Here is a 24,842-nt window from a genome sequence, read left to right on the forward strand (position 1 = left end):
GCCAGCAGCGAGGGTGAAATTCTGCGTTAGCTGCAGTGGATCGATCGTCGCGTCGGCATCAGCCAGGCTGTAGGAGACGTGAGTATCGGGAAGGATGATGTCGTGTGCCGCCGTCACGCTCATACCGCCGGTCCCCTCAATCCAGATCATATTCTCTACCAGCACATCACTCACCGCTGAGGGCGTCCAGCTCGGGCTCCAGCTCGGCACTGCCACACCCGCCACCGTCACACCGTCCAGCGTCGCGTAGGGGTCGTATCCGGCGGAGAGGGTGAGACTGTCGGCCTGCACCGAGATGTCGACCACCGCTGTAACACTGGTATCGGGGAACTCGACCAGCGAGGCGGTGGTACCGATGGTCACATCGCGCCCCGCCATGGCGATCACATCTCCCACCAGCACCATCCCACCGAGATCGGTATCACGACCGGCATAGAACTCACCATTGCCAACCTGACCACCCATGACGATATCGTCCTTGGCGATCACCATCAGATGTGAAGGATTCGACACCACGAGATTGGTTACTGAACCGTTGGCAGAGAGTGCATCAATGTTGTCGCTGTGCATCGTGTCGAAATCGGTGATGCCGTTATATCCCGCCAGATCGACCTCATCGGGATAACCAAATTTCGAAATAATCGGATCATCGAACTCATCGTAGCCAAGAATGCCCGAGCGGCTCTCCTGTATCTGTCCCCCACTAATCTCACCTGCGGTGGAGAGGATAGTCAGATTGCCACCGGTGCGAACCACAGAGGGGGTGATATCGCCCACCGCCTGCAGCCAGATATTGCCCTCGCGGGCATCGATATCACTGATCGCATAGGTATTGAGCAGAATATCGGCTTCGGGATCTATGGTCTGATTTTGCGCAATCCCCCCCGCACCCGCATAGATAGAGATATCACCGCTGTCGGTATAGATGCGCTGGTCGACCTGTACCGCATCTCCGGCACTGATCATCACCTCACCGGTGGTATCGGGGATGGTCTGCGCAACGGTAACCGAACCGTTGGTTGAGACCAGATTGAGTAGCCCGGTGGTGAAGTAACCGGTGAGGATATCGTCATTAACACCCGCCGGTGCGGGGCCATTGTTCAGGTCGTTGTAGGAGGCGATGGTCAGCGTTCCGCTACCGGCATTAACCTGCAGAGCGTCAGGCAGGGTGATAGTGCAGGGTGGTGTGGCACAGTTATCGGCCAGTGCCAGTGTGGTGCCGGCGTAGAGTCCCAGTGCGGCATCGTAACTGGCGATATGGTCGTTGATAGTGATGTCATTACCCGAGAGCAGGGTGATGGTGCCACCGCTGATCGCATCGCGACCGATGAAGCTGTCAGTGGTGCGATCCCAGGGACCGACCTTATCGTTAACCACAATCGAACCACCCGCCATCATCACCAGATCGTTACCGGTGGTGGTATTGGCAACCGGCTGGTTGATGGTGATATCGCCGGCCGCTGTGACGGCGGTATCGCCCACCGTCTCGTAGATCGGCACATCAATGGTCACACTGCCTCCCGTCGACTCTAGCAGCAGGGTACCGCTGGTCACCAGCGAACCTGGGGAGAGGCTGGCACCACTGCTCACCGAAATAGTGCCGCTGCCGCTGCGCAGCTGCTTAGTCAGCGGTGCACCGTAGCTGTCGAGTCCATCGGCCGCCTGCACCACACTGCCCGCAGCAGCCACTGTGATTGCGCCATCGTCTGTAATAACGTGCTCATTGATCGTTACATCGCCGCCAGCGGTAAGAACTACCTGGCCACCGCTGATCCCACCACTGCCATCGATCTGCTCATTAACGACGATATCGTCATCAGCCGTGGCGCTAAGTGACGAGCCGTTAGAGAGATTGACCACAGCGGCATTGAAGATCACATCATCGGCTGCCACCAGCACCACCGTGCCGTTGCTGGCACTGATCGCCTCATCGATTGTGACCGAGCCACCGCTGGAGGTGAGCGTCAGGGTATTGGCCGTAATAAAGGGAGCGTTGATTAGTCCAGCTCCGGTGGTCACCGCAATCGGTGCGGTGCCACTGTAGACCCCCTGTCCCGATGCCACATTGACCGTACCGGCGCTGGCGTTGAGATTCACTGCACCGTTATTGGTAACGATGTAATTATTGAGATTGATATCGTTACCGGCATTAAGGGTGATACCTCCCCCTGCGTAGAGACCTCGGCCATCGATCGCCGCATCGACATCGATGTCGATATCGGCCTGTAGGGTAGTACTAGTCCCGGAGCGCAGTACGTAGTTGATCACCGCCGCCTCTTCAAGACCGACGGTAAAGTTGGTCGGATCGAGTAGTAGCGTTCCCGCCTCGCCGTTTTCGGCACCAGCATCAACCTGACCTCGGAAGCTTAGCTGCTGCTTGCCTGAGACCTCGACCTCTCCACCATTCCCAGATTCACTACCGCCACGGGCGGAGATTGAGCCCGAAAAGTCAGTCACACCATCGGCCCAGACAACCACCTCACCACCGTCACCTCGATCTGTGCCGTCGGCGCGTAACCTGGAGCCCTCAGAGACCGTGGTCGTCGTGGCGCGATAACCATCGCCGCCCTGGTAGTCACCTCCGAGATGCATGACACCTCCCCCGGCACTACCGCTTACATCCAGCTCCGATTCGGCCGCAATGAAAACGTGCTCTCCGCGCACATCGATAGCGCCACCGCTCTGTCCAGATTGGGTGCCACGTGCACTCAACTCACCAGCAACCGTCACACTTCCGCCCCGACCCAGCAGCACGATACGCCCCCCATGCTGTTCAACCGTATCGGCCCGCACCACACCACTGATATTGATCAACTGATCGAGCACCCCCTTGCCGCTGGCTGCACTCATAAATAGCGCCTCGCCACCCGCCACCTCGACCAGACCGCTTTGATCAACGCGTGCGGTGATGGGCTGACCCTCAGCATCAAACAGCTGTGCCAACTGCTGCTCGTCTACCGCAAAGTTAATCAGCTGATCGCCATAGAGATCGATGGTAAAACGCTCACCCGCCGCGAGCGCAACCCGGCCGAGGCGCGCTGTAATCGTACCGCTGTTCTCAACCTGCGGTGCTACAAGCGCCACCAGTCCACCCTCGGCAGCAGTGATGGTACCGAGGTTAACCACCGCACCACTGGCCACACCGGGCTGGTTAAAATCGAGGTTACCCGCCATAAAATCGCTGTTACCGATATTGGCGGTGGTTGCGACCAACGCACCCACATCGATATTCGCCCCCTCACCGATCACCACACCGTTGGGGTTGAGCAGGTAGAGCTGGCCGTTGGCATCGACCCGTCCCATGATCACACTGATCTGGTCACTGTTGACCCTGTTAAGGGTTGCTGAATCACTGCCTGGCTGGGCGAAACGAACCGCCTCATCCACGCCGACATCAAAGCTGCGCCAGTCGATGACGGCTCGACTACTCTGTTGTTCGATCAGGGTCAGGCTGCCGTTCTGTGTGATGGACGCACTTCCCGCCTGCACCTCGCCGCCGCTTGGCGCCGCCTGGGCGGTGGTAACCGTAATCAACGTTGCCGCGAGCATCGTTACGACTCGCTGACAGAATGTGTTTCGATTGCCTGGGTTCAGACTCATCTTTATCTCCAATGACCGCAATCAGAATCTGGCTGAGAGGGTGAAATAAGCGCGAGCATCGTCACTGCCTTCAGCCGCCACCGGATGGGATATTGGCTGCGCCAGCTCAACTGCTGCCGATACGTGGCCAAATAGGCTCAAACGCAGTCCAAGGCCTGCAGAGGTGATGGTTGTATCGTCATCAAGCGGCGTCTCATTGCGCTGCCAGACGCGCCCCGCATCGACGTAACCGTAGAGGGTATAGGGCTGCGGCGTAGAGAAGGGGAGGTGGTTGCTGTAACGAAGCTCCAGCTTGGCGGCCAGGCCGTGATCACCAACCGCCTCGGAGGGGTCGTATCCACGCCCGAACGCCTCACCGCCATAACCAAATAGTTCAGGCGCCAGTAGGTCATCGAAGGCGTACTGACCATTGACGGTGGCCAGTAGACTCCAGTGCGATGAGAGGGGTTGTAGACGTGCCAGATAGAGCGTGAGTTTGGAAAAATCGACACTGCCATCGGCGCGCGAGAGCAACAGATCGCCATTTTCCGATGAACCAAGGCCGTTGAGTCCCTGGCTAACCTCAACATCGATCAGGTTGGTCGCACCGCTACTATCGATACGATCATAGGTGAGCCCCAGCCGCGCCACACGCAGCTGCTCATCGATCATCTTGGCGCCAAAGAGTCGAGTCGTACCGTTGTGCATCGTCAGGCCTGTACGTAGATAGAGGTTCTGCTTTCGACTGCGAATCATCGGGTGGCTTACGATGAGATTGGCGCTATCAGACTCAACCTCCTGCTCGAGCGGGATAAAACTGAGATTCTCTGGCTCAGCACGCAGCGCACTGTAATCGATCTTTATCTTGGTGCCCTCACGACCGAGCTGCTGTTCATGACTGATAGAGGCGTATTGCATCTCCTGCCCCTCCGCCTGTGCCACCATCAGCGCAGTACGTTCAAACAGGCTCAACAGGTTATTGAGCTTCAGATCGGCCACTACCCGTAACGGCCCCAGCGCCTCTCCCCCACGATTGTCGAAAGCCACCCCACCCGATACGGTGTCACGTTCAAAATGAATGGTCAGATCGGCGGCACCAAATTCGCTCTTCGAGGCCGAAAGGGTGGCACGTGCAAACATGCCGGGTAGGTCGTTGATCAACAGCATGTAGCGTTCAAGCGCATCAGCGGTCTTTCACGACGAATGCGCTCGGCGTAGTCCGCGACCATGTCGCGGCTATCGTATCGATCACCAACGATACGCACCTGCGAGATATAACCTTCGATTGCCTGAAGCCTGGCTACCCCCTTCTCGATCGACTGTGCTGGCACAACGACCTGTGAAAGGGTGTAACCATCGCTGCGGTATTTTGTGGTCAGGGTGTTGGCGAGCCGGTAGAGCTCCAAGAGTGTTACTTCACGATTGAGTAGCGGGCCAAGATAGGTCTCAAGTTCACCCTGCGGATAGGCACTAAAACCCTCCAGCTCAATCGCATTCAGACTAAAACGGATCTCGGCCGCACCCGGTGGGGCACGCTCCAGCTCCTGTGCTCGCTCAATCCCCTCACTACGCTGGCGCAATTGCGGCTGCGTCTGGAACTGTTTTTCAATCTGTCCGGGGAGCACGGTACCACTCGGTGGGGCTGCCTGTGTGGGCATGGTGAGTCCAAGAGTGCCGACCAGAAACAGATAAGTTGCGGCGTTCTTTCCATACATTATCTTTATATTCCCACTACTGTGTATCAGACGAGCTTAGTCCAGCGCATTCCCTCTTGCCAACGACCCAGAACTCCAACATGATTTATAAAAATAGTCGGGTAATAACCAGCAGGTGAATCGATGAGCAACGATGACAATGAGCAGTGGCGTGACAAGCTGAGTCGCGATCAGTACCGCGTCTGCAGGGAGAAGGGGACCGAACCCGCCTTCAGCGGAGCCTACTGGGACAACAAGTCGGAAGGGATCTACCGCTGTGCCTGCTGTAATACCGAGCTGTTCCGCTCCGATACCAAGTACGACTCCGGTAGCGGCTGGCCGAGCTTCTGGGACGCGGTCGACCCTACTCGCGTCGAACAGCACTTTGATACCAGCCACGGCATGCGCCGGGTCGAGATCACCTGTGCCAACTGTGGCTCACACCTCGGTCATCTGTTCGAGGATGGCCCGCAACCGACCGGACAGCGCTACTGCGTCAACTCACTCTCACTCGAGTTTGAAGAAGACGAGTGAACCAAACTCCCATCATTGAGTCTGAACAGCCAGTTATAACCGGGGATGTAAATCAACCGTGAACAACCTGATCGACAAACTTAAAAAGCCCGGACTTCCACGTAGCATCGCCGAACTGGCACTGCTGGCGCTGGTCATCTTCGCCTCACGCTCGGTGTTTGGCGACTGGAACTATGTCCCCTCCGGCTCGATGAAACCGACCCTGGTCGAGGGTGACATGATCTATGTCGATAAACTCGCCTACGATCTCAAGATTCCCTTTACTACCCTCCATCTGGCGGAGTGGGACGATCCCATCCGGGGCGAGATTGTTGTCTTCTACTCTCCCAAGGATGACATCCGCATGGTCAAGCGGGTGATCGGCGAACCGGGTGACACCATTCTGATGCGTGATAATCGACTCATCATCAATGGCCAGCCACTTAACTACTCCGCACCCGATCAGCAGACCGTCTCGGTACTTAACGATGAGGAGCAGCAGAGTTTTCTCTTTGCCACCGAACAGCTCCCTGGTGTCGATCACGCTGTGATGCGACAACCCACACCAACGCCCCAGAGCAACTTTGGCCCGGTGACGATTCCAGCAGGAGAGTACCTGTTGTTGGGTGATAATCGAGACCGCAGTGGCGACTCACGCTTTTTCGGTCTGGTGGAGCGTGAACGCATCCTCGGCCAGGCGACACGGGTGCTCATCTCCTGGAATGGCGATAACTTCTACCTGCCTCGCGCAGGACGTATTAACCACCTGCGCTGACCGCCATGGATAGCGAAGCGAAGGCGGTTAGTCCGCGATAGTCGACGCCGTCTGCCTATTCGTAGTTGAGAGCGTGAGCGAACGACGGAGAAGGCCCAAAACATGCTTCCGCAAAAATAGCGACTCCCCGACTGCAATAACTCTCACCTATCTCCAACAGTTGACATCACCAGCAGATGATTCTACAGTTCGAAATATGTCGAACTATCAAAACGATAATCTTGTGCAGATGGCGGAGCAGTTTAAGGCACTGGCCAATCCACACCGTCTACAGATCTTTCTCAGCCTTTCGACCTGCTGCGCGCCGGGTACGGTCTGCAGCAGTGAGGAGGCGGTACGGAGTGTCGGTGTTATCGGCGAGGGTCTCGATATCGCCCCTTCGACCCTTTCACACCACATTAAAGAGCTCAATCGTGCCGGCCTGATTGAGATGGAACGACAGGGTAAACAGGTCAACTGCTGGGTCGATCCGGCCACGCTCGAACAGTTGAGCCACTTCTTCAAATCGTAACCCGAAGTCACGAGGAACTAACATGAGTCAGGAAGAGAATAGCTGCTGCGAACCCACCGAGGTAGCAGTCTCGATCGGTGCCAGGCAGGCCGACGATATCCGCCAGCAGGTGCGCGACAGCTACGCCAAGGTGGCACAGGCCGATAACGCTGGCGAGGCGTGCGGCGTCGGCAGCAGCTGCTGCGGGGTCTCTGATGACGATCAGATCAACACCCTGATCTCGACCCGCCTCGGTTACTCTTATGAGGATTTGGACGCGGTACCCGAGGGTGCCGACATGGGGATCGGTTGCGGAAACCCGCGCGCCATCGCCTCACTCCAGCCGGGTGAGGTGGTGGTCGATCTTGGTAGTGGCGGTGGCTTCGACGCCTTCCTCGCTGCGGCCGAGGTTGGAACCACGGGTCGTGTCATTGGTGTTGATATGACCCCCGACATGATCAGCAAGTCACGCACCAATGCGGAGAAGGGACAATTCGAGCAGGTTGAGTTTCGCCTCGGTGAGATTGAAAATCTGCCGGTCGCCAATGATACGGTTGATGTCATTATCTCCAACTGTGTGATCAACCTCTCTCCCAACAAGGGGCGCGTCTTTGAAGAGGCCTTCCGTGTTCTTAAACCGGGCGGTCGTCTGGCCATCTCCGATGTCGTCGCCACCGTGGAGCTACCCGATGAGATGCGTGACGACCTCGCGCTCTACTCCGGCTGTATGGCGGGTGCCTCTCACATCGGTGAACTGGAGCAACACATGGCCGATGCTGGTTTTTCTAAAATCGCTGTTGCACCGAAAGATGATTCACGTGACTTCATTAAGGACTGGGCACCCGGTCGTGGCGTTGAGGATTTTGTCGTCTCTGCCACCATCGAGGCGGTCAAACCTTAAGCGCTGGTGCTGTCCCGTCATGGGACAGCACCGATCCAATCGTTCGATCATTACTACCCGCTTTACCTCTAAAACCATCTCTCTGCTAGATATCAGACGCTGTTATCAACTACATTGGTAGTTACACCCCCAATAACTAGAGCCAAACAATAGGGGAGCAGTGATGCAGATCTCTCTCTGGACAAGCCTCGTTGATGCAGTAGCAGCCATTCATCTCGGTTATCAGCTAGCCGCAATCGTTATCATCTCGCTACTTTTAATACGCACAGCGGCAATTACACATCGTCAGATACTGCACATCCTCGGTTTCTACCTGCTGGGTCTGATCGGCTATCTCATTACCATCCTCCTGCTCAATAGTGGAGTCATAGACGAGGGGACGATTCCCCAACATATCGCCATCCTGGTCATGGGTTTGGCAGCAATTCGTCTCGCAGGTCTGATTCTCTTCCACCGGCTTCTGCCACTGATACAGATCCACGCACCAACGATACTTCAGGATATTCTGGTCACCATCGCCTATCTGCTCTGGTGCATGGTGCGCCTGTCAGAGATTGGGCTCGATTTCTCCAGCATTGTCACCACCTCGGCGGTAATCACCGCAGTACTCGCCTTCTCGCTGCAGGACACCCTCGGCAATATTCTCGGCGGTACCGCACTGCAACTCGATGATTCGATCCACATCGGGGACTGGGTCAAGGTTGATGATGCAGTCGGTCGAGTGGTCGATATCTGCTGGCGCTCGACCAGTATCGAGACACGTAACTGGGAGACGGTGGTCATTCCCAACAGTATCCTGATGAAGGGGAAGTTCACCATCCTTGGCCGGCGTCAGGGTGAACCGATACAGCTGCGCCGCTGGATCCGCTTCAGCGTTGAGTTCAGTGTGCCGCCGGCACAGGTGATCCACACCGTCGACACGGCGATACATCAGGCCGATATCGCCAACGTTGCCAGCCAGCCACTCCCCAACTGTGTTGCGATGGGCATCGACGGCAGCACCATCAACTATGCGCTGCGCTACTGGCTGACCGATCTCGCCGTCGACGATCCCACCGACTCGGCCGTGAGGACCCATATCTACGCGGCGCTGAAACGCGCCAGTATCGAGTTCGCCCTGCCGCAACAGAGCCTCCACCTCTACAAGGAGAGCCGAAAGGTGCGCGCCAAGGCACACTCGCGCGATATCAAACACCGCATCGAACTGCTTGAGCGAGTGGCGCTGTTTGCCAACCTTGATCAGGAGGAGCGGCGGGTAATCGCCGAGCAGCTCACCTACGCCCCGTTTGTCGAGGGTGATGTGATCACCCAGCAGGGCACGGTCGCCAACTGGCTCTATATCCTGATCGAGGGTCAGGCGGAGGTGGTGCTCAGCTCGGAGGGCGAGCAGCGGCAGGTCAATATCATCAACGGGGGGGAGGCAGGCAGCTTCTTTGGTGAGATGGGTCTACTCACCGGTGCACCGCGCGCCGCCAACGTGATCGCACTGACCGATGTGGAGTGTTACCGCCTCGACAAGGAGGCGTTCGAGCAGGTGATCAAGGCACGCCCGGTGATCGCCGAGGAGATCTCGCGCACTATGGCGAAACGCGATGCCGATCTGAGCATGGCAAAGAATGATCTCGACCGGGAGACACGCGACCGTCTGGCTGCCGCGCAGCACGACGAGCTACTGGTGAAGATCAGACACTTCTTCGGACTCTGAGTTGCTACTTACCGATACAGAAGCTGGAGAAGATCTTGCCTAGCAGGTCATCACTACTGAACTCACCGGTAATCTCATTCAGTGCATTCTGCGCCTGACGCAGATCCTCAGCCATCAACTCGCCAGCAGCGTTATTAGCCAGTTGATGTTGTGCGGTCTCAATCGAGAGTCGTGCTCGCGCCAACGCATCGAGATGGCGGCGGCGCGCACTGAAACCCCCTTCACCTGCTACCCGATAACCCATGCACTGCTTCAGATGGTCACGCAGAGCATCGCTGCCACTGCCGTCACTGGCGCAGAGCGCTATCTCGGGGTGAGCAGTGCTGCCATTGAATCCGGCCGTTCGGCCACTAAGATCGATCTTGTTTCTGATAATTGTCAGTCCGGGCCCTTTCGCGAGCTCAGCCACGATCAGTTCATCCTCTTCGGTGAGCCCAAGCTGGTCATCAATCACCAGTAAAATCCGATCGGCCTGTTCGATCTCACGCCAGGCGCGACGAATCCCCTCCTGCTCAACTACATCGCTGCTCTCGCGCAGGCCCGCCGTGTCGATAATATGTAGTGGCATGCCATCGAGCTGAATGTTCTCGCGCAGCACATCGCGGGTGGTGCCCTCGACGTCGGTGACGATCGCCGACTCACGTCCTGCAAGTTGATTGAGTAGCGATGACTTGCCAGCATTGGGTCGGCCGGCAATCACCACCGTCATACCCTCCTGCAGCAGATGGCCCTGCTCGGCACGCCGCTCAATCTCCGTAAGCTGTACGAGAACAGCATCAACCTTGCTCGCGACCACACCATCGCCGAGAAAATCGATCTCCTCCTCGGGGAAGTCGATCGCCGACTCGACGTAAATACGCAGCTCGATCAGCGCCTCGACCAGCTGAGTGATGCCCCTGGAAAAATCGCCCTGTAGTGAACGCTGCGCGGCTCGCGCTGCCTCGATACTGCCTGCCTCAATCAGGTCAGCAATCGCTTCCGCCTGTACCAGATCGAGCTTGCCGTTGATGAAGGCACGCTCTGAAAACTCACCGGCACGTGCCTGACGCACACCTAAATCCAACACACGCTGCAGCACCATATCCATCACTACTGAACCACCGTGGCCCTGTAACTCCAAGACATCTTCACCGGTGAAGGAGTGGGGCGCAGGGAAACGTAGCGCGATACCGCTATCGATTACAGAGCCATCGTTGGCGCTGAAGTTGTGCAGCTCAGCACTGCGAGGTTGGGGGAGGGTTCCAAGAATCGCATTAGCGATCTCATTAACCTTGGGACCGGAAACACGCACGATACCAACACCGCCCACCCCGGGCGGGGTGGTAACGGCGGCGATCGTCTCCTGCTCAGTGCTCACAGCACAGATCGGTCGGGATCAGGGTTTTCCAGCGTTCTCGATGCGGCGGGTAATTACCCACTGCTGTGCAATCGAGAGTACGTTGTTGACCACCCAGTAGAGCACCAGACCCGAGGGGAAGAAGGCGAAAAAGACGGTAAAGATAATCGGCAGTGCCATCATCACCTTCGCCTGGATCGGATCGAGCGGCGCCGGGTTGAGCTTCTGCTGGATGATCATTGAGGCGCCCATCAGCAGCGGCAGTACGAAGTAGGGATCCTTGCTGGAGAGGTCGGTTAGCCAGAAAATAAAGGGTGCCTGACGCATCTCAACACTCTCAAGCAGCATCCAGTAGAGGGCGATGAAGACCGGGATCTGTACCAGGATCGGCAGACAACCACCCAGTGGGTTGATCTTCTCCGTCTTGTACATCTTCATCATCTCTTGCTGGAAGCGCTGCTTGTCGTCGCCATAGCGCTCTTTCAGCGTTGCCAGGCGCGGCGAGATCTTGCGCATGTTCGCCATCGACTTGTAGCTGGTCTCGGAGAGCTTGTAGAAGACCGCCTTGATCATGATGGTGAGGAGGATGATCGCCCAGCCCCAGTTGCTGATGATGTTGTCGTAAATAAAGGTCAACAACCAGAAGAGCGGCTGCGCCAGAACGGTCAACACACCATAGTCAACGGTCAGCTCAAGTCCTGTGGCGATTTTTTCCAGATCGTTCTGCAGCTTCGGCCCCATATAGAGCTGGCTCTCAAACTGTTGTGCGGCACCTGGAGCCACCGAGTTCGCTGGACCACGCAGACCGAGAATGAAGCGGTTACCATCGATAACATTGCTGAAGTAGTGATTCGCTTCGCCACGCACAGGGATCCATGCTGAAAGGAAGTAGTGTTGAATCATAGCTGCCCAGCCATCGGTGATCTCGCGAGCCAGCTTCTTGTCGCTCATCTCATCGAAGTCGATCTTCTCGTAGCGCTCTTCATCGCTATAGATCACACCGCCGGTGTAGGTGTAGAGGAACATGCTCTGCTGACCGGGATCGGTACGCTGCAGCTGTCGATACTGGCTGGCGCTGAACTGATCTGCGCCGCTATTGCGTAGCTCATGTCGTAGATCGACCAGATAACTACCGCGGTGGAAGGTATAGATCTTGTCGACCTCAACACCATTCTCACCACGCCAGCTAAGACGCACCTCAAGCTTATCCTGACCCGCTTCGAGGCTGTAATCATCGGCCACAGAAGTGTAGATATCATGATGGTTCGGTAGCTTGGTCTCTGCGGAGAGCAGTCCAGACTGCGCTACATTAAAGAGCTCGCCACTATCGCCCAGCAGGGGGAATGGCTCATCGGGCGTGGCCGGATCGACCGGGTAGGCACTAAGACGCGCTACGCGCAGATCGCCACCGAGGGTATCGATCTCAATCTCCAGCAGGTCCGTCGTCACCTTAATGCGCTTCGCCTGCTTCACCACCTGACCGGTACCCGGCACGCCTACAGGAGAGGCAACCCCAGGTGTAGGAGCGGTATCGGGAAGATCAGCAGCACTAGAGATGCTACTCCCACCCTGAACCGCGACGGGTGCAGGCGGTGCATTTTTCGCAGCCTGCCAAGCTCCCCACTCCTGCCAGATCATCAGCAGGGTGATGAAGAACGCTCCAAAGAGAAGCAGGCGCTTGTTATCCATGGGATCTTTCCTGATTAGGTTCGGGTACTGGATCTACACCACCTGGATGCCAGGGGTGACAACGTGAAACTCTTTTTACTGATAACCAGCCACCCTTGAGGGCACCGTAACGCTCAACGGCCGTCAGTGCATAACAGGAGCAGGAGGGATAGAAACGGCAATTGCTGCCTACTATCGGGCTTATCAGGTAGCGGTAACCCTGAATGATTAGGATAAAGAGGCGGCGCATCGCTTGACCAAGGCGTTCCACTGTTTTTCGAGGCTCATGCTTAACTGCTGTTTGCTCTGTTCCATCACGCCACGACGCGTCAGAACGACAATATCGAAATCGCCAAGCTGTTCGTAGTGGGCTCTAAAGCTTTCGCGTACCATCCGTTTGATCCGGTTCCTGGAGACGGCTGTCTTGGCATTCTTTTTCGAGATCGCCATGCCGAGTCTTGGATGGCTGAGCTCATTGCGGCGCGCCAGAATCGTAAACGACCCCGCGCTAACCTTGCACGGATCCTCAAAGACGAATGAGAAATCCCGCTTTAGTGTAAGTCTGGCAAGTCGGGGGAAGTTCATGCGTTTCCCCAGAACCTACCGCTCACTTATGCACACAGACGGGCGCGGCCCTTGGCACGACGTGCAGAGATAACCTTACGGCCGTTCTTGGTGCTCATACGTGCACGAAAACCGTGGACGCGCTTACGCTTGAGGTTGCTTGGCTGGAATGTACGTTTCATGGTGCTCTAAACCCATATTAATGGTCGGAAAAAGATCGGGAAGGATATGGGAAGCGGCGCCCGCTGTCAATTACGGAAGTGTACCAATTATAAGTAAAATGGTTGTGGATAACTTTCTCCATCAGCGTTAGACTCCCACTCCTCTCCGATAACAACACTCGTAGTAGCAAGGGGTCAACACGTTGGAATCTGCACTCTGGAAACAGTGCCTCAATCATCTTGAGGGTGAGCTTAACGCTCAGCAGTTCAACACCTGGATCCGTCCCCTGCATGCCGTGGAGGAGAGTGATGCGCTACGACTACTCGCACCCAACCGTTTTGTTCTCGACTGGGTCAAGGAGCACCACCTCTCACTAATCGCTGAGATTGCTGGGCGCATCTCCAGCAATCCACCTCGTATTACTCTTGAGATCGGCACGCAAAAACGCCCTGTAGCTGAAAATAAGCAGTCGCCCAATGGTGCTGTCAGCAACAGTTCACCGCTGACTGCGCAACAAGCACCCGTCAGACGCAGCGGTAATCGCGGCAGCAGTCTCAATAACAGCTATACATTCGACCGCTTCGTCGAGGGTAAATCTAACCAGTTGGCACGCGCTGCCTCTTTCCAGGTTGCCGAGAATGCAGGCAAGGCCTACAACCCCCTCTTTATATATGGGGGTGTTGGACTCGGTAAGACCCACCTGATGCATGCAGTCGGCAATATGATCCTGCAGCACAACCCTAATGCTAACGTGGTCTACCTACACTCCGAACGTTTTGTGCAGGATATGGTCAAGGCGCTGCAGCACAACGCCATCACCGAATTCAAACGCTTCTACCGCTCTGTCGATGCACTGCTGATTGATGATATCCAGTTCTTCGCCAAGAAGGAGCGCTCACAGGAGGAGTTTTTCCACACCTTCAATGCGCTACTCGAGGGCAACCAACAGGTTATTCTCACCTGTGACCGCTATCCAAAAGAGGTCGATGGCCTGGAGGAGCGTCTCAAGTCACGCTTTGGCTGGGGGCTGACTGTCGCAATAGAGCCACCTGAGCTTGAGACTCGCGTCGCTATATTAATGAGTAAGGCGGCCAAGGCTGGTATCGAACTGCCACAGGACGTCGCCTTTCTGATCGCCAAACGTATCCACTCCAATATCCGCGAACTCGAGGGTGCGCTACGACGAGTAATGGCTAACGCCAACTTCACCGGTCGACCAATCACACTCGACTTTGCCAAGGAGGCACTACGTGACCTACTCGCGCTGCAGGATAAGCTGGTCACGATTGAAAATATCCAGAAAACGGTAGCAGAATATTATAAGATTCGGGTAGCCGATCTACACTCTGCCAGACGTTCTAGATCGATCACCAGACCCCGTCAGATGGCGATGGCGCTGGCCAAAGAGCTGACTAACCATAGTCTGCCAGAGATAGGCAAAGAGTTCGGTGGTCGCGATCACACGACGGTGCTGCATGCCTGTCGCAAGATCAAGGAGCTGATGGAGGGTGATCTTAGAATCAAAGAGGATCACGCCAACCTGTTGAGAACTATGACAACATAGTGTTAATTAACGGTGGGTAAAGTTGTGGATAAAATTGGGTCCTAAGTTATCCACAACTGATTAACAGCTCACACCCAGGATACATACGGCTCATACATTGAAAATAGTGTTGTAGCTAATTGAATTATAACGAATATTACGAGTTATCCCGAAAAATAGGGCTGCTTAATAGTAATAGTAAAGTAATAAATAAAAAGATTATTTTTTATATAGATGGGATGGATATATGAAATTCAAGGTACAGCGTGAAGCGATCCTCAAACCGCTCCAGGCCGTTAGTGGTGTTGTCGAAAGACGCCAGACCCTACCGGTTCTCTCTAATGTTCTGATCTCTGCAGGACAGGATGGCATCACCTTTACAGCAACCGATCTTGAGGTTGAGCTGCAGGCGATCAGTAGTGTTGCTGTCGATGCTCCAGGAGAGACGACTGTACCCGCACGTAAATTCATTGATATCTGCAGGGCACTGCCAGAGAGTGCTGAGATCAGTTTCTCTCTGGAAGATGACCGGGTGATTGTAAAATCTGGCAAGAGTCGATTCACACTATCTACCCTTCCTGCCAGTGATTTTCCAAGTGTCGATGCGATAAAAAATGTCAATAAGTTTGAGTTGCCACAGACTGAAGTTCGTCGACTGATAGAACGTACTCACTTTGCCATGGCTCAGCAGGATGTTCGTTACTACCTCAATGGCCTTATGCTACAGCTGACATCAGAACGTCTTCGTGCGGTTGCTACCGATGGACATCGACTCGCATTGAGTGATGTTACTGCGACCATCGAGATCACTGATGATCAGCAGGTCATAGTGCCTCGTAAAGGTGTTCAGGAGCTACTACGACTGCTTGAATCGAATGATGAGATGGCAGAGATTCAGGTTGGAAGTAATCACATTAAGGTCACCCTTCCTGGACTTGGATTTACCTCAAAACTGATCGATGGTCGCTTCCCCGATTATGAACGTGTAATCCCCAGTGGCTGTGATAAAGAGATTAAGGCTGATCGAGAAACTCTCAAACAAGCTCTCACTCGCACCTCTATTCTCTCCAATGAGAAGTACCGTGGAGTACGCCTGCACCTGTTACCCAATGCACTAGAGATTCTGGCTCACAATCCAGAGCAGGAGCAGGCCGAGGATGAGATAGAGGTGGAGTACGATGGACAGGAGCTGGAGATCGGTTTTAATGTCAGCTACATGATCGACGCACTCAATGTAATCCAGAATGACAATGTGAAGATTAGTCTCTCCGATGCCAATAGTAGCTGTCTGATTGAGGCGACCGAAGGTGATACATCACGCTACGTTGTGATGCCGATGCGACTCTAGCTTCAACTACTGTCCTACCCTGAATGTATGGGGTAGGGCGAGTCGAGCTATCCAAGAATATCTTCTTATCTTATTTATAAAACCTCCAATAAAAGTCTCATTAAATCCCATCAGGCAACGCCCTATCGATGAGTCTTTCTCACTTCAAAGTCTCTAATTTTCGCAATATTTCTACTGCGGATATTCGACCCTCAAATAATCTCAATCTCATTCATGGTAGTAATGGTAGTGGTAAGACGAGCCTGCTCGAGTCGATCTACTACCTCAGTCGGGTCAGTTCATTTAAGACAACACGACCGTTACAACTGATCAAAAGAGGAGAAGAGCGTTTTACTCTCTTTGGTGAGATCAGTACGGATGAGGGCACTATTCCAATTGGTCTGCAGCGGAGCAGTAGTGAACTACAGATGCGTGTTGCGGGTAACAATGCAAACTCCATCTCAGAGGTTGCTTCACAGATACCACTTCTGATCATTAATCCCGATAGTCACGAGCTGTTGGAGCAGGGTCCAACACAGCGTCGACAATTTATCGATTGGGGCGTGTTCCACGTGGAACATAGTTTCTATCCCATATGGAGTCGTTATAAAAGGGCACTAAAGCAGCGTAATGCTGCACTCCGTTCTGGCGATTCGAAGAGTGCATCAGTGTGGAATTCAGAGCTGGTGAGCTGTGCGAACGAGATTGATCGACAGAGGATTAATTACATTGATCGGTTAAAACCACTACTCCCAGAGTTTGCTGCGCCCCTGGTGGGTTCCGAAACATTAGAGCTTAGTTACCAACCTGGTTGGGATAAGAGTGAAGCTTATAGTGAGCAACTGGAACGATCACTAGTCCGCGATAGTGAATTGGGTCACACAAGGTATGGGCCACACCGTGCAGATTTAATTATCAAAATGGGCGGTCAACGTGTCCAGACCCATATATCGAGGGGACAACAGAAGTTGCTCGTCTGTGCCTTGAGAATGGCTCAGGTTCAACTACTCGCTGAATCAACAGACAAACGGAGTCTGTTATTAATAGATGATTTACCAGCTGAGTTGGATAGATATCACCGGGATGAGTTGATGAAACGTTTGGCCAATCTACCAGCACAGCTATTCATCTCAGCAATCGAACCAGAGCTGCTCAATAGCAGCTACTGGGAGAGTTATAGTGTGTTCCACGTGGAACATGGTTCGGTAGAAGAGGTGGTATAATCGTCGCCACATATAAAAGGTATGGATCCTATGAGCGAAGAGAATAGCTACGACTCGTCAAATATTAAGGTGTTGAAGGGACTCGACGCAGTACGCAAGCGCCCTGGAATGTACATCGGTGATACCGATGACGGTACCGGCCTCCACCATATGGTGTTCGAGGTGGTTGATAACTCCATTGACGAAGCACTGGCGGGGCACTGTTCAGATATTAATGTGGTGATCCATAGTGATGGGTCGATCAGTGTCTCCGATAACGGTCGTGGCATTCCGGTCGATATGCATCCTGAGGAGAAAGTCTCAGCAGCTGAGGTCATCATGACCGTTCTACATGCTGGCGGTAAGTTTGATGATAACTCCTATAAGGTCTCTGGCGGTCTGCACGGTGTAGGTGTTTCAGTGGTCAATGCCCTTTCAGAGACTCTACGACTGACCATCTGCCGCAATGGTGAGGTCTATCAGCAGGAGTATGTATTGGGAGTTCCGCAGGAACCTCTCAAGTCAGTGGGTGAGACCAAGAGCAGTGGTACCGAGATCCGCTTTAAACCGAGCGTTGAGATCTTTGCTGATACCGAATATCACTACGATATCCTCGCCAAACGTCTACGTGAGCTCTCATTCCTCAACTCGGGTGTACGTATCCGTATCTCAGATGAGCGTAGCGACAAGGAGGATATCTTCGAATATGAGGGTGGTATCAGGGCCTTTGTTGAGCATCTGAACCGTAATAAGACGCCCATTATCGAGAATGTATTCCACTTCACGACCGAGAAGGATGAGGTAGGAGTCGAGGTAGCGCTGCAGTGGAACGACTCCTATCAGGAGAATATCTTCTGCTTTACCAATAATATTCCGCAGCGTGATGGCGGTACCCACCTGGCAGGTTTCCGTAGTGCGTTGACCCGTACCCTCAACCAGTTCATGGAGAAGGAGGGGATCTCTAAAAAATCGAAGATCAACGCTACCGGTGATGACGCCCGTGAGGGTCTCACCGCAGTGCTTTCGGTCAAGGTTCCCGACCCTAAATTTTCATCGCAGACCAAGGATAAGCTGGTCTCTTCAGAGGTGAAGGGGATCGTTGAGTCGACCATGGCTGAGAAGCTGCAGGAGTTTCTACTCGAGAATCCGGCTGAGATGAAGGCGATTACCGGAAAGATCATTGATGCCGCACGTGCTCGCGAGGCCGCTCGTAAGGCGCGTGAGATGACTCGTCGTAAGGGTGCACTCGATATTGCCGGTCTGCCCGGTAAGCTGGCCGACTGTCAGGAGAAAGATCCAGCCCTCTCCGAACTGTTCCTGGTGGAGGGTGACTCTGCGGGTGGTTCCGCCAAGCAGGGTCGTGATCGTCACACCCAGGCAATCCTGCCGCTTAAGGGTAAGATCCTGAACGTTGAGAAGGCACGATTCGACAAGATGCTATCTTCAGCAGAGGTCGGTACGCTGATTACTGCACTCGGCTGCGGTATCGGTCGTGAAGAGTTTAATCCCGACAAACTACGCTATCACCGCATTATTATCATGACCGATGCCGATGTCGATGGTTCTCATATCCGTACTCTGTTACTGACCTTCTTTTATCGCCAGATGCCAGAGCTGATCGAACGTGGTCACATCTACATCGCTCAGCCGCCACTCTATAAGGTGAAGAAGGGTAAACAGGAGCAGTATGTAAAGGATGATACCGAGCTCAATAACCATCTGCTGCAACTCTCGCTAGACAAGACCACGCTCTACGTAAATCCTGATGCTCCACCGCTGACAGGCCCAGGCTTAGAGGCTCTGACTCGTGACTACCTGGCTGTGATGCAGACGATACGTCGTCTTAGTCGTCGCTATGATCAACAGATTCTTGAGCGTCTGATCTATATGCCGAAATTGGGTACAGAGGGTTTCCACAACCAGGCTCAACTGGGGGAGTGGGCAGCAGAGCTCCAAGCACGTATCAATGATGATCAGGATGCCTCGGTTCGTTACGAGATTCGTGCTGAGGAGGGAGAGGAGAACGATCCCTATCATCTGGTGGTCAGTAAATATAACCACGGTATCAGCAATGATAGTGTGATTAACCACGAGTTTTTCGACTCGGTTGAGTACCAGAGCATGGTTGTTTTAGGTGAACAGCTCGACGGTCTACTGAGTGAGGGTGCCTATATTCAGCGTGGTGAACGTAACCAGCCGGTGATGAGTTTCAAACAGGCACTTAACTGGATGATGGATGAGGCGAAACGTGGACTGCATATTCAACGCTATAAAGGACTGGGTGAGATGAATCCCGATCAGCTCTGGGAGACAACACTCGATTCAGAGAGTCGACGTCTGTTACAGGTGAAGATTGAGGATGCGGTGGGTGCCGATGAGATCTTTACAACGTTGATGGGTGACCAGGTTGAGCCACGCCGCGACTTTATTGAGGTTAATGCCCTTTCCGCATCGAATATTGATGTTTAACTAGTTGATATATAAGTAGTTATTTCTAATTAAGGGGGGTGCCGTCGCAGATGGCACCCCCCTTAATTTGTTAAAAACCGATTTTAACGCCGACATGGCCACTACTGCCACGGTTGCTGCTCTTGGCCCCGCCCGTAGTCTTTGCTCCATCAAGTGTCGAACAGCCGACCACCGGTAGCGTGATGAGAAGTGCAAAGAGAGGCAGATAGATAAACCTTCTGATCATGATCGATCTCCAATCGGCATTTTAACAGTGCGATAAAGTGTGGCTAAACAGTCCGTCCACCTAGTTCAGCCATGCGGCCCTCGATCCACTGTTCAGACTCAGTGAGTATTGCGTCGGTCTTTTTACCACTGCTATCGATAGCTGGTCCAATGGAGAGGCGGATTGTACCGGGGTATTTGATAAAGGAGTGTTTGGGCCAGTAAGCACCGGCATTGTGAGCGATTGGTAGCACCGGGAAGCCACTCTTCTGCGCCAGAATGGCGCCACCGGCGTGGTACTTGCCGCTGCTGCCAAACTGGGTGCGTGTACCTTCTGGGAAGATCACTACGCTACGCCCCTCGTTGAGATATCTACTGCCCTGATCAACCAGCTGTTTAAGCGCCTTGCGACCAGCAGAGCGATCGATTGCGATCGGCTCAAGCATCGCCAGTCCCCAGCCGAAAAAAGGGATCTTCAGTAGTTCACGTTTAAGCACCCAGACCTGGCGTGGAAAGAGCTTCTGCAGGACCAATGTCTCCCAGGTCGATTGGTGTTTACAGAAGACAATGACGGTCTGATCCGGAATATTCTCCACTCCGTCGACCTCATAGCGCAGCCCGCAGGTGATCTTCAGTAACCAGAGATTAAACAGTGCCCAGCTCTTAATAAAATGGAAACGAGCGGTGAGCGGAAAGGGGAACAACAGCAGACCGAGTGGTGCGACTACCAGAGTGGAGAGCAGCATTCCGATCCAGTAGGTGAGTGAACGGAGAAAGAGCATTAGCCCTCCTCAGCTAGATAGGAATCGACAAAGGCCGCCAGATTTTCGAACAGCGGGATTGCTTCAAGCGAGATACCAGATGCCAGGGTTCGTTCACCTTTACCACTGCGGACAAGGACAGGGAGTGCACCAGCAGAGGCGGCGGCCTCAAGATCGCGTCCGGAGTCACCGACAGCAGGTACCCCGTTCAGATCGATACCGAGACGAGAAGCTAGCTGTTTGAACATACCCCCCCTTGGTTTTCGACAGCTACAATCATCCTTGGGCCCGTGGGGACAGAAGAGAACTGCCTCAACCTCACCCCCCATTTCGGCGAGCAGGTTATGCATCTTGTCGTGGATCGAGATCAGGGTTTCGGTATCGAACAGCCCGCGAGCGATGCCTGACTGGTTAGTAATCACTACCACGCGATAACCGGCACTATTGAGTCGTGCGATCGCCTCGAGACTGCCGGGGATCGGAACCCACTCATCGGGGGTTTTGATGAAGTCGTCGGAGTCCTCATTGATGACACCGTCGCGATCAAGGATGACCAGTTTTACCAAGATTTATTGATCCCTGAATTCAGAAACACGGATGCGGCCGTTGATCATCTTCGCCTCGCGTTTCATCAACTTGTCCATCTTCTTCCAGAAGGCCGAGCTGAGATCGAAATCCTCAGCGATGGCAGTGCCCATGACCAGAATCAATAGATCGGAACACTCCTCGGCGAGATCCTCGATCGATTTACCTTTAGTGACACAGGCAGAGATCTCACCCAGCTCCTCGGCCATCAGCGCCACGCGGTAGGGTAGATCCTCACCACCGGTGTTTTTGAAGTCGTGTTTGTCGTGGAACGACTGTACCGCAGCTAGCATCTCTTTATAAGAATCACGATCACTCATACTCTCTACCCCTGTAGTAGTGAGATATCGGCAACGCGCAGGAAGAGCTGGTTAATCTGGCGCAATAGTGCCAGACGGTTCTTACGTAGCAGCTCATCCTCGGCGTTGACCATAACGTTATCGAAGAAGGTATCGACCGGCTCACGCAGCGCGGCGAGTTGGGTCAGAGCCCCCTCGTAGTCACCACTCTCAAAAAGCGGCAGTACATCGCTATGGAGTCTGTTCAGCTCTCCAGCCAGCGCCTGTTCCGCCGTCTCACTGAGCACAGCCGCATCGACACTTTCTGGTATCTGCTCATTACTCTTCTTGAGTATATTGCCGATGCGTTTGTTGGCCGCTGCAAGACTCTCCGCCTCGGTTAGATTACGGAAGGCGGATACGGCGCGGATACGACGATCGAAATCAAGTGGACGGGTGGGACGACAGGCGAGTACCGCCTCGATCACATCGCTGCTAATACCCTGATCACCATAATAGGCCTTGAGTCGTTCGAGCATGTAGTCGAGTGTTTCATCGACGGCATCGGCGGCCTTATCAACCTTACCGCAAAGCTGTTCGGCGCTAACCTTGAGTAACTCATGCAGATCAATATCGAGGCCACGCTCAATGATGATTCGTAGCAGCCCGAGTGCTGCACGGCGCAGGGCAAAGGGATCCTTGGTACCGGTAGGCTTTTGTCCGATGGCAAAGATACCGAGCATGGTATCGACGCGGTCGGCGATGGCGAGTACCTGACCAACACTTCCCGCCGGTAACTGATCGCCCGCCTGACGTGGCATGTACTGCTCGTCCATCGCATTGGCTACCGACTCTGGCAGACCATCATGGTTGGCGTAATAACGTCCCATGATGCCCTGCAGATCGGTAAATTCGTAGACCATGTTGGTCATCAGGTCGCACTTGGAAATCAGTGCGGCCTGACGAGCCTGATCACTATCGACACCGAGTAGACCGGCAAGATAGGTTGAGACGGCTGCGACACGTTCGCTCTTCTCGAACAGGGTGCCGAGCTGTTTCTGGAACACCACCGTTTTGAGGCTCTCCTGGTGGGCGCTGAGCGGCTGTTTTCGATCCTGATTCCAGAAGAACTCGGCATCGGAGAGGCGTGGGCGAATAACGCGCTCGTTACCGGCGCGTACCTGCTCGACATCCTGACTCTCAATATTGGAGATGGTAATAAAGTGCGGCATCAGTTGGCCGTCCTCGTTAACCACAGGGAAGTACTTCTGATGATCCTGCATGGAGGAGATTAGCGACTCGGCAGGTACCTCAAGGAAGCGTTCTTCGAAGGAACCACTCACTGCGACCGGCCACTCGACCAGCGCGGTGACCTCTTCGAGTAGACCATCATCAATAATCGCCTTGCCACCGAGTTCCTCAGCGGTCTTCATTACCTGGGCGCGAATAGCCTCACGACGTGTGGCGTAGTCGGCGATCACATGCCCCTCGGTCTCGAGTAGTGGCGCATAGGCCGCTGGTTCACCGAGATAGAGGGTATCGGGGTGGTGGAAGCGGTGGCCATGGCTCTCTCGACCCGATTTGGCACCGAGGATCTCAGCGTCGATGACTTCATCACCAAAGAGCAGTACCAGCCAGTGGACAGGGCGAACAAACTCGACATCGAGGCTGCCCCAGCGCATACGTTTTGGGATCGGCAGCTTGGCCAGCGCCTCCTCGATAATGGCAGGAATTAGCTCAGGGGTGGCTCGGCCTGTCTCGGTAGCACGATGGACAAGCCAGGCACCCTTTTTGGTCTCCTGTTTCTCAAGCTGATCCACTTCAACACTACAGGAGCGGGCGAAACCCTGGGCCGCCTTGCTTGGATTGCCCTCATCATCAAAGGCAGCCGCAACGGCTGGACCGCGACGTTCAACCTGACGGTCGGCCTGTGCACCCTGCAGTTCCGCAATCAACAACGCCAGACGCCGTGGTGCAGCGTAGGCCTTGATCTCGCCATAGCTAAGAGAGGCACCCTTGAGCCCTTCTGTGACGCCACGTTCAAAAGCATCAATGAGACGTTTGAGCGCCTTGGGCGGCAGCTCCTCTGTGCCGATTTCGATCAGCAGGTCGTTGCTTGTGCTCATGCCTCACCCCCTTTCAACATCGGGAAGCCGAGCTTCTCTCGCGCCTCGTAGTAGGACTGTGCAACGGCACGCGCCAGGGCTCGCACGCGTAGAATAAAGCGCTGTCGTTCTGTCACCGAAATGGCGTGGCGGGCATCAAGCAGGTTGAATGCGTGAGACGCCTTGAGTACCTGTTCGTAAGCGGGCAGCGGAAGACCGGCTTCGATCAATTTGTTGCTCTCGCTCTCGCAGTTATCGAATGCCTTGAACAGTACCTCGGTATCGGCGTGTTCGAAGTTGTAGGTCGACTGCTCCACCTCGTTCTGGTGGAAGACATCACCGTAGCTGACCCGACCAGCGGGGCCGTTGTGGGTCCAGGTGAGATCGTAGACACTTTCGACACCCTGTAGATACATCGCAATACGTTCCAGACCGTAGGTGATCTCACCGGTCACCGGTTTGCAGTCGAGCCCACCGACCTGCTGGAAGTAGGTGAACTGAGTCACTTCCATGCCGTTGAGCCATACCTCCCAACCGAGTCCCCAGGCACCGAGGGTAGGGGACTCCCAGTTATCCTCGACAAAGCGGATGTCGTGCACCAGCGGATCGATACCGAGCGACTTCAGCGAGCCGAGGTAGAGTTCCTGAATATCGAGCGGTGAGGGTTTGATAATTACCTGGAACTGGTAGTAGTGCTGCAGACGATTGGGGTTCTCTCCGTAGCGACCATCGGTAGGACGTCGAGATGGCTGCACATAGGCGGTTGCCCACGGCTCGGGGCCGATGGAACGTAGGAAGGTGGCGGGGTGGAAGGTACCGGCACCGACCTCCATATCGAGTGGCTGCAGAATGACACAGCCTTGGGCTGCCCAATACTCCTGCAGTGCGAGGATCAACCCCTGAAAGGTGGTGACGTCGTGATGCGGTGATGTGTCCGCCATAAACTTCTCGTTCCAGATCTATAGTTAAAGGAGTGCGCGA

The 24,842-nt window shown here is 54.5% G+C and carries 23 protein-coding genes; 9 read left to right on the forward strand and 14 right to left on the reverse strand.

The window, feature by feature from the left end:
* The 3 genes from BOW52_RS08975 to BOW52_RS08985 all read right to left on the reverse strand — a co-directional run.
* On the reverse strand, positions 1 to 3,600 hold a 3,600-nt coding region (locus BOW52_RS08975), incomplete at its 3' end, for a filamentous hemagglutinin N-terminal domain-containing protein (RefSeq protein WP_135622214.1).
* Positions 3,601 to 3,621: 21 nt separating this feature from the next.
* On the reverse strand, positions 3,622 to 4,746 hold the full coding sequence (locus BOW52_RS08980) for a ShlB/FhaC/HecB family hemolysin secretion/activation protein (RefSeq protein ID WP_078483746.1): 1,125 nt from the start codon (positions 4,744 to 4,746) through the stop codon (positions 3,622 to 3,624).
* Positions 4,737 to 5,294 carry a POTRA domain-containing protein gene (locus BOW52_RS08985; protein WP_078483747.1) on the reverse strand — a complete coding sequence of 186 codons (558 nt, stop codon included), beginning with the start codon at positions 5,292 to 5,294 and terminating at the stop codon, positions 4,737 to 4,739. The genes BOW52_RS08980 and BOW52_RS08985 overlap by 10 nt, the downstream gene beginning before the upstream one ends.
* 123 nt (positions 5,295 to 5,417) lie before the next feature.
* Here BOW52_RS08985 and msrB point away from each other — a divergent pair, with 123 nt between their 5' ends.
* From msrB to BOW52_RS09010, 5 genes are all read left to right on the forward strand, one after another.
* Positions 5,418 to 5,807: a peptide-methionine (R)-S-oxide reductase MsrB gene (msrB, locus tag BOW52_RS08990; RefSeq protein ID WP_078483748.1), complete on the forward strand. Its 390-nt coding sequence runs from the start codon at positions 5,418 to 5,420 to the stop codon at positions 5,805 to 5,807.
* Between the two features lie 58 nt (positions 5,808 to 5,865).
* Positions 5,866 to 6,561 (forward strand): signal peptidase I, encoded by a 696-nt coding sequence (lepB, locus tag BOW52_RS08995; protein ID WP_135622216.1) that lies wholly within the window; start codon positions 5,866 to 5,868, stop codon positions 6,559 to 6,561.
* Positions 6,562 to 6,757: 196 nt separating this feature from the next.
* Positions 6,758 to 7,072, forward strand: a complete 315-nt coding sequence (locus BOW52_RS09000; protein ID WP_078483749.1) for an ArsR/SmtB family transcription factor — start codon at positions 6,758 to 6,760, stop codon at positions 7,070 to 7,072.
* 22 nt (positions 7,073 to 7,094) lie between these two features.
* The gene (locus BOW52_RS09005; RefSeq protein WP_078483750.1) at positions 7,095 to 7,952 is read left to right on the forward strand and encodes an arsenite methyltransferase; all 858 of its coding nucleotides are present in this window, start codon (positions 7,095 to 7,097) and stop codon (positions 7,950 to 7,952) included.
* Between the two features lie 163 nt (positions 7,953 to 8,115).
* Positions 8,116 to 9,657 (forward strand): mechanosensitive ion channel family protein, encoded by a 1,542-nt coding sequence (locus BOW52_RS09010; RefSeq protein WP_078483751.1) that lies wholly within the window; start codon positions 8,116 to 8,118, stop codon positions 9,655 to 9,657.
* Positions 9,658 to 9,661: 4 nt separating this feature from the next.
* Here BOW52_RS09010 and mnmE read toward each other — a convergent pair whose 3' ends face one another.
* Genes mnmE through rpmH form a run of 5 tightly spaced genes read right to left on the reverse strand, consistent with a single transcriptional unit; the run spans position 9,662 to position 13,407 of the window.
* Positions 9,662 to 11,014 (reverse strand): tRNA uridine-5-carboxymethylaminomethyl(34) synthesis GTPase MnmE, encoded by a 1,353-nt coding sequence (gene mnmE / locus BOW52_RS09015; protein WP_078483752.1) that lies wholly within the window; start codon positions 11,012 to 11,014, stop codon positions 9,662 to 9,664.
* Positions 11,015 to 11,032: 18 nt separating this feature from the next.
* A complete protein-coding gene (yidC, locus tag BOW52_RS09020) occupies positions 11,033 to 12,682 on the reverse strand; it encodes a membrane protein insertase YidC (RefSeq protein WP_078483753.1) in 1,650 nt (549 codons plus the stop codon).
* Positions 12,675 to 12,911 (reverse strand): membrane protein insertion efficiency factor YidD, encoded by a 237-nt coding sequence (gene yidD / locus BOW52_RS09025; protein ID WP_078483754.1) that lies wholly within the window; start codon positions 12,909 to 12,911, stop codon positions 12,675 to 12,677. Before yidD ends, yidC begins: the two co-directional genes overlap by 8 nt.
* Positions 12,890 to 13,246 (reverse strand): ribonuclease P protein component, encoded by a 357-nt coding sequence (gene rnpA / locus BOW52_RS09030; protein ID WP_078483755.1) that lies wholly within the window; start codon positions 13,244 to 13,246, stop codon positions 12,890 to 12,892. Before rnpA ends, yidD begins: the two co-directional genes overlap by 22 nt.
* Positions 13,247 to 13,272: 26 nt before the next feature.
* Positions 13,273 to 13,407 (reverse strand): 50S ribosomal protein L34, encoded by a 135-nt coding sequence (gene rpmH / locus BOW52_RS09035; RefSeq protein WP_078483756.1) that lies wholly within the window; start codon positions 13,405 to 13,407, stop codon positions 13,273 to 13,275.
* A 182-nt stretch (positions 13,408 to 13,589) separates the two neighbouring features.
* Between rpmH and dnaA the strand changes: the two genes are divergently transcribed.
* The 4 genes from dnaA to gyrB all read left to right on the forward strand — a co-directional run bounded on the left by dnaA (position 13,590) and on the right by gyrB (position 19,928).
* On the forward strand, positions 13,590 to 14,951 hold the full coding sequence (gene dnaA, locus BOW52_RS09040; RefSeq protein WP_078483757.1) for a chromosomal replication initiator protein DnaA: 1,362 nt from the start codon (positions 13,590 to 13,592) through the stop codon (positions 14,949 to 14,951).
* Between the two features lie 226 nt (positions 14,952 to 15,177).
* Positions 15,178 to 16,278 carry a DNA polymerase III subunit beta gene (gene dnaN / locus BOW52_RS09045; protein ID WP_078483758.1) on the forward strand — a complete coding sequence of 367 codons (1,101 nt, stop codon included), beginning with the start codon at positions 15,178 to 15,180 and terminating at the stop codon, positions 16,276 to 16,278.
* 128 nt (positions 16,279 to 16,406) lie between these two features.
* Positions 16,407 to 17,480, forward strand: a complete 1,074-nt coding sequence (recF, locus tag BOW52_RS09050) for a DNA replication/repair protein RecF (RefSeq protein WP_078483759.1) — start codon at positions 16,407 to 16,409, stop codon at positions 17,478 to 17,480.
* A gap of 30 nt (positions 17,481 to 17,510) precedes the next feature.
* Entirely contained in the window at positions 17,511 to 19,928 is a 2,418-nt protein-coding gene (gene gyrB / locus BOW52_RS09055) for a DNA topoisomerase (ATP-hydrolyzing) subunit B (RefSeq protein WP_078483773.1), read from the forward strand.
* Positions 19,929 to 19,998: 70 nt separating this feature from the next.
* On the opposite strand, the gene BOW52_RS17020 is transcribed toward gyrB, so the two are convergent.
* From BOW52_RS17020 to glyQ, 6 genes are read right to left on the reverse strand one after another with little or no spacing between them, the layout of a single operon-like run.
* On the reverse strand, positions 19,999 to 20,154 hold the full coding sequence (locus tag BOW52_RS17020; protein ID WP_172840274.1) for a hypothetical protein: 156 nt from the start codon (positions 20,152 to 20,154) through the stop codon (positions 19,999 to 20,001).
* A gap of 43 nt (positions 20,155 to 20,197) precedes the next feature.
* The gene (locus tag BOW52_RS09060; RefSeq protein WP_078483760.1) at positions 20,198 to 20,914 is read right to left on the reverse strand and encodes a lysophospholipid acyltransferase family protein; all 717 of its coding nucleotides are present in this window, start codon (positions 20,912 to 20,914) and stop codon (positions 20,198 to 20,200) included.
* The gene (gene gmhB, locus BOW52_RS09065) at positions 20,914 to 21,459 is read right to left on the reverse strand and encodes a D-glycero-beta-D-manno-heptose 1,7-bisphosphate 7-phosphatase (RefSeq protein WP_078483761.1); all 546 of its coding nucleotides are present in this window, start codon (positions 21,457 to 21,459) and stop codon (positions 20,914 to 20,916) included. Before gmhB ends, BOW52_RS09060 begins: the two co-directional genes overlap by 1 nt.
* 3 nt (positions 21,460 to 21,462) lie before the next feature.
* Positions 21,463 to 21,798 carry a nucleoside triphosphate pyrophosphohydrolase family protein gene (locus BOW52_RS09070; RefSeq protein WP_078483762.1) on the reverse strand — a complete coding sequence of 112 codons (336 nt, stop codon included), beginning with the start codon at positions 21,796 to 21,798 and terminating at the stop codon, positions 21,463 to 21,465.
* 5 nt (positions 21,799 to 21,803) lie between these two features.
* Positions 21,804 to 23,882 (reverse strand): glycine--tRNA ligase subunit beta, encoded by a 2,079-nt coding sequence (glyS, locus tag BOW52_RS09075; RefSeq protein ID WP_078483763.1) that lies wholly within the window; start codon positions 23,880 to 23,882, stop codon positions 21,804 to 21,806.
* Positions 23,879 to 24,802: a glycine--tRNA ligase subunit alpha gene (gene glyQ, locus BOW52_RS09080; RefSeq protein ID WP_078483764.1), complete on the reverse strand. Its 924-nt coding sequence runs from the start codon at positions 24,800 to 24,802 to the stop codon at positions 23,879 to 23,881. Before glyQ ends, glyS begins: the two co-directional genes overlap by 4 nt.
* Positions 24,803 to 24,842 lie beyond the last annotated feature (40 nt).

It is taken from the genome of Solemya pervernicosa gill symbiont (genome assembly GCF_002020875.1).
Classification (GTDB): domain Bacteria; phylum Pseudomonadota; class Gammaproteobacteria.

Excerpts from the sequence above, each read along its gene's own strand:
- BOW52_RS08980 (WP_078483746.1), bottom strand. The coding sequence starts at position 4,746 with ATGCTGTTGATCAACGACCTACCCGGCATGTTTGCACGTGCCACCCTT.
- BOW52_RS08985 (WP_078483747.1), bottom strand. The coding sequence starts at position 5,294 with ATGTATGGAAAGAACGCCGCAACTTATCTGTTTCTGGTCGGCACTCTT.
- msrB (WP_078483748.1), top strand. The coding sequence starts at position 5,418 with ATGAGCAACGATGACAATGAGCAGTGGCGTGACAAGCTGAGTCGCGAT.
- BOW52_RS09000 (WP_078483749.1), top strand. The coding sequence starts at position 6,758 with ATGTCGAACTATCAAAACGATAATCTTGTGCAGATGGCGGAGCAGTTT.
- BOW52_RS09005 (WP_078483750.1), top strand. The coding sequence starts at position 7,095 with ATGAGTCAGGAAGAGAATAGCTGCTGCGAACCCACCGAGGTAGCAGTC.
- BOW52_RS09010 (WP_078483751.1), top strand. The coding sequence starts at position 8,116 with ATGCAGATCTCTCTCTGGACAAGCCTCGTTGATGCAGTAGCAGCCATT.
- yidC (WP_078483753.1), bottom strand. The coding sequence starts at position 12,682 with ATGGATAACAAGCGCCTGCTTCTCTTTGGAGCGTTCTTCATCACCCTG.
- yidD (WP_078483754.1), bottom strand. The coding sequence starts at position 12,911 with ATGCGCCGCCTCTTTATCCTAATCATTCAGGGTTACCGCTACCTGATA.
- rnpA (WP_078483755.1), bottom strand. The coding sequence starts at position 13,246 with ATGAACTTCCCCCGACTTGCCAGACTTACACTAAAGCGGGATTTCTCA.
- rpmH (WP_078483756.1), bottom strand. The coding sequence starts at position 13,407 with ATGAAACGTACATTCCAGCCAAGCAACCTCAAGCGTAAGCGCGTCCAC.
- dnaN (WP_078483758.1), top strand. The coding sequence starts at position 15,178 with ATGAAATTCAAGGTACAGCGTGAAGCGATCCTCAAACCGCTCCAGGCC.
- recF (WP_078483759.1), top strand. The coding sequence starts at position 16,407 with ATGAGTCTTTCTCACTTCAAAGTCTCTAATTTTCGCAATATTTCTACT.
- gyrB (WP_078483773.1), top strand. The coding sequence starts at position 17,511 with ATGAGCGAAGAGAATAGCTACGACTCGTCAAATATTAAGGTGTTGAAG.
- BOW52_RS17020 (WP_172840274.1), bottom strand. The coding sequence starts at position 20,154 with ATGATCAGAAGGTTTATCTATCTGCCTCTCTTTGCACTTCTCATCACG.
- BOW52_RS09060 (WP_078483760.1), bottom strand. The coding sequence starts at position 20,914 with ATGCTCTTTCTCCGTTCACTCACCTACTGGATCGGAATGCTGCTCTCC.
- BOW52_RS09070 (WP_078483762.1), bottom strand. The coding sequence starts at position 21,798 with ATGAGTGATCGTGATTCTTATAAAGAGATGCTAGCTGCGGTACAGTCG.
- glyS (WP_078483763.1), bottom strand. The coding sequence starts at position 23,882 with ATGAGCACAAGCAACGACCTGCTGATCGAAATCGGCACAGAGGAGCTG.
- glyQ (WP_078483764.1), bottom strand. The coding sequence starts at position 24,802 with ATGGCGGACACATCACCGCATCACGACGTCACCACCTTTCAGGGGTTG.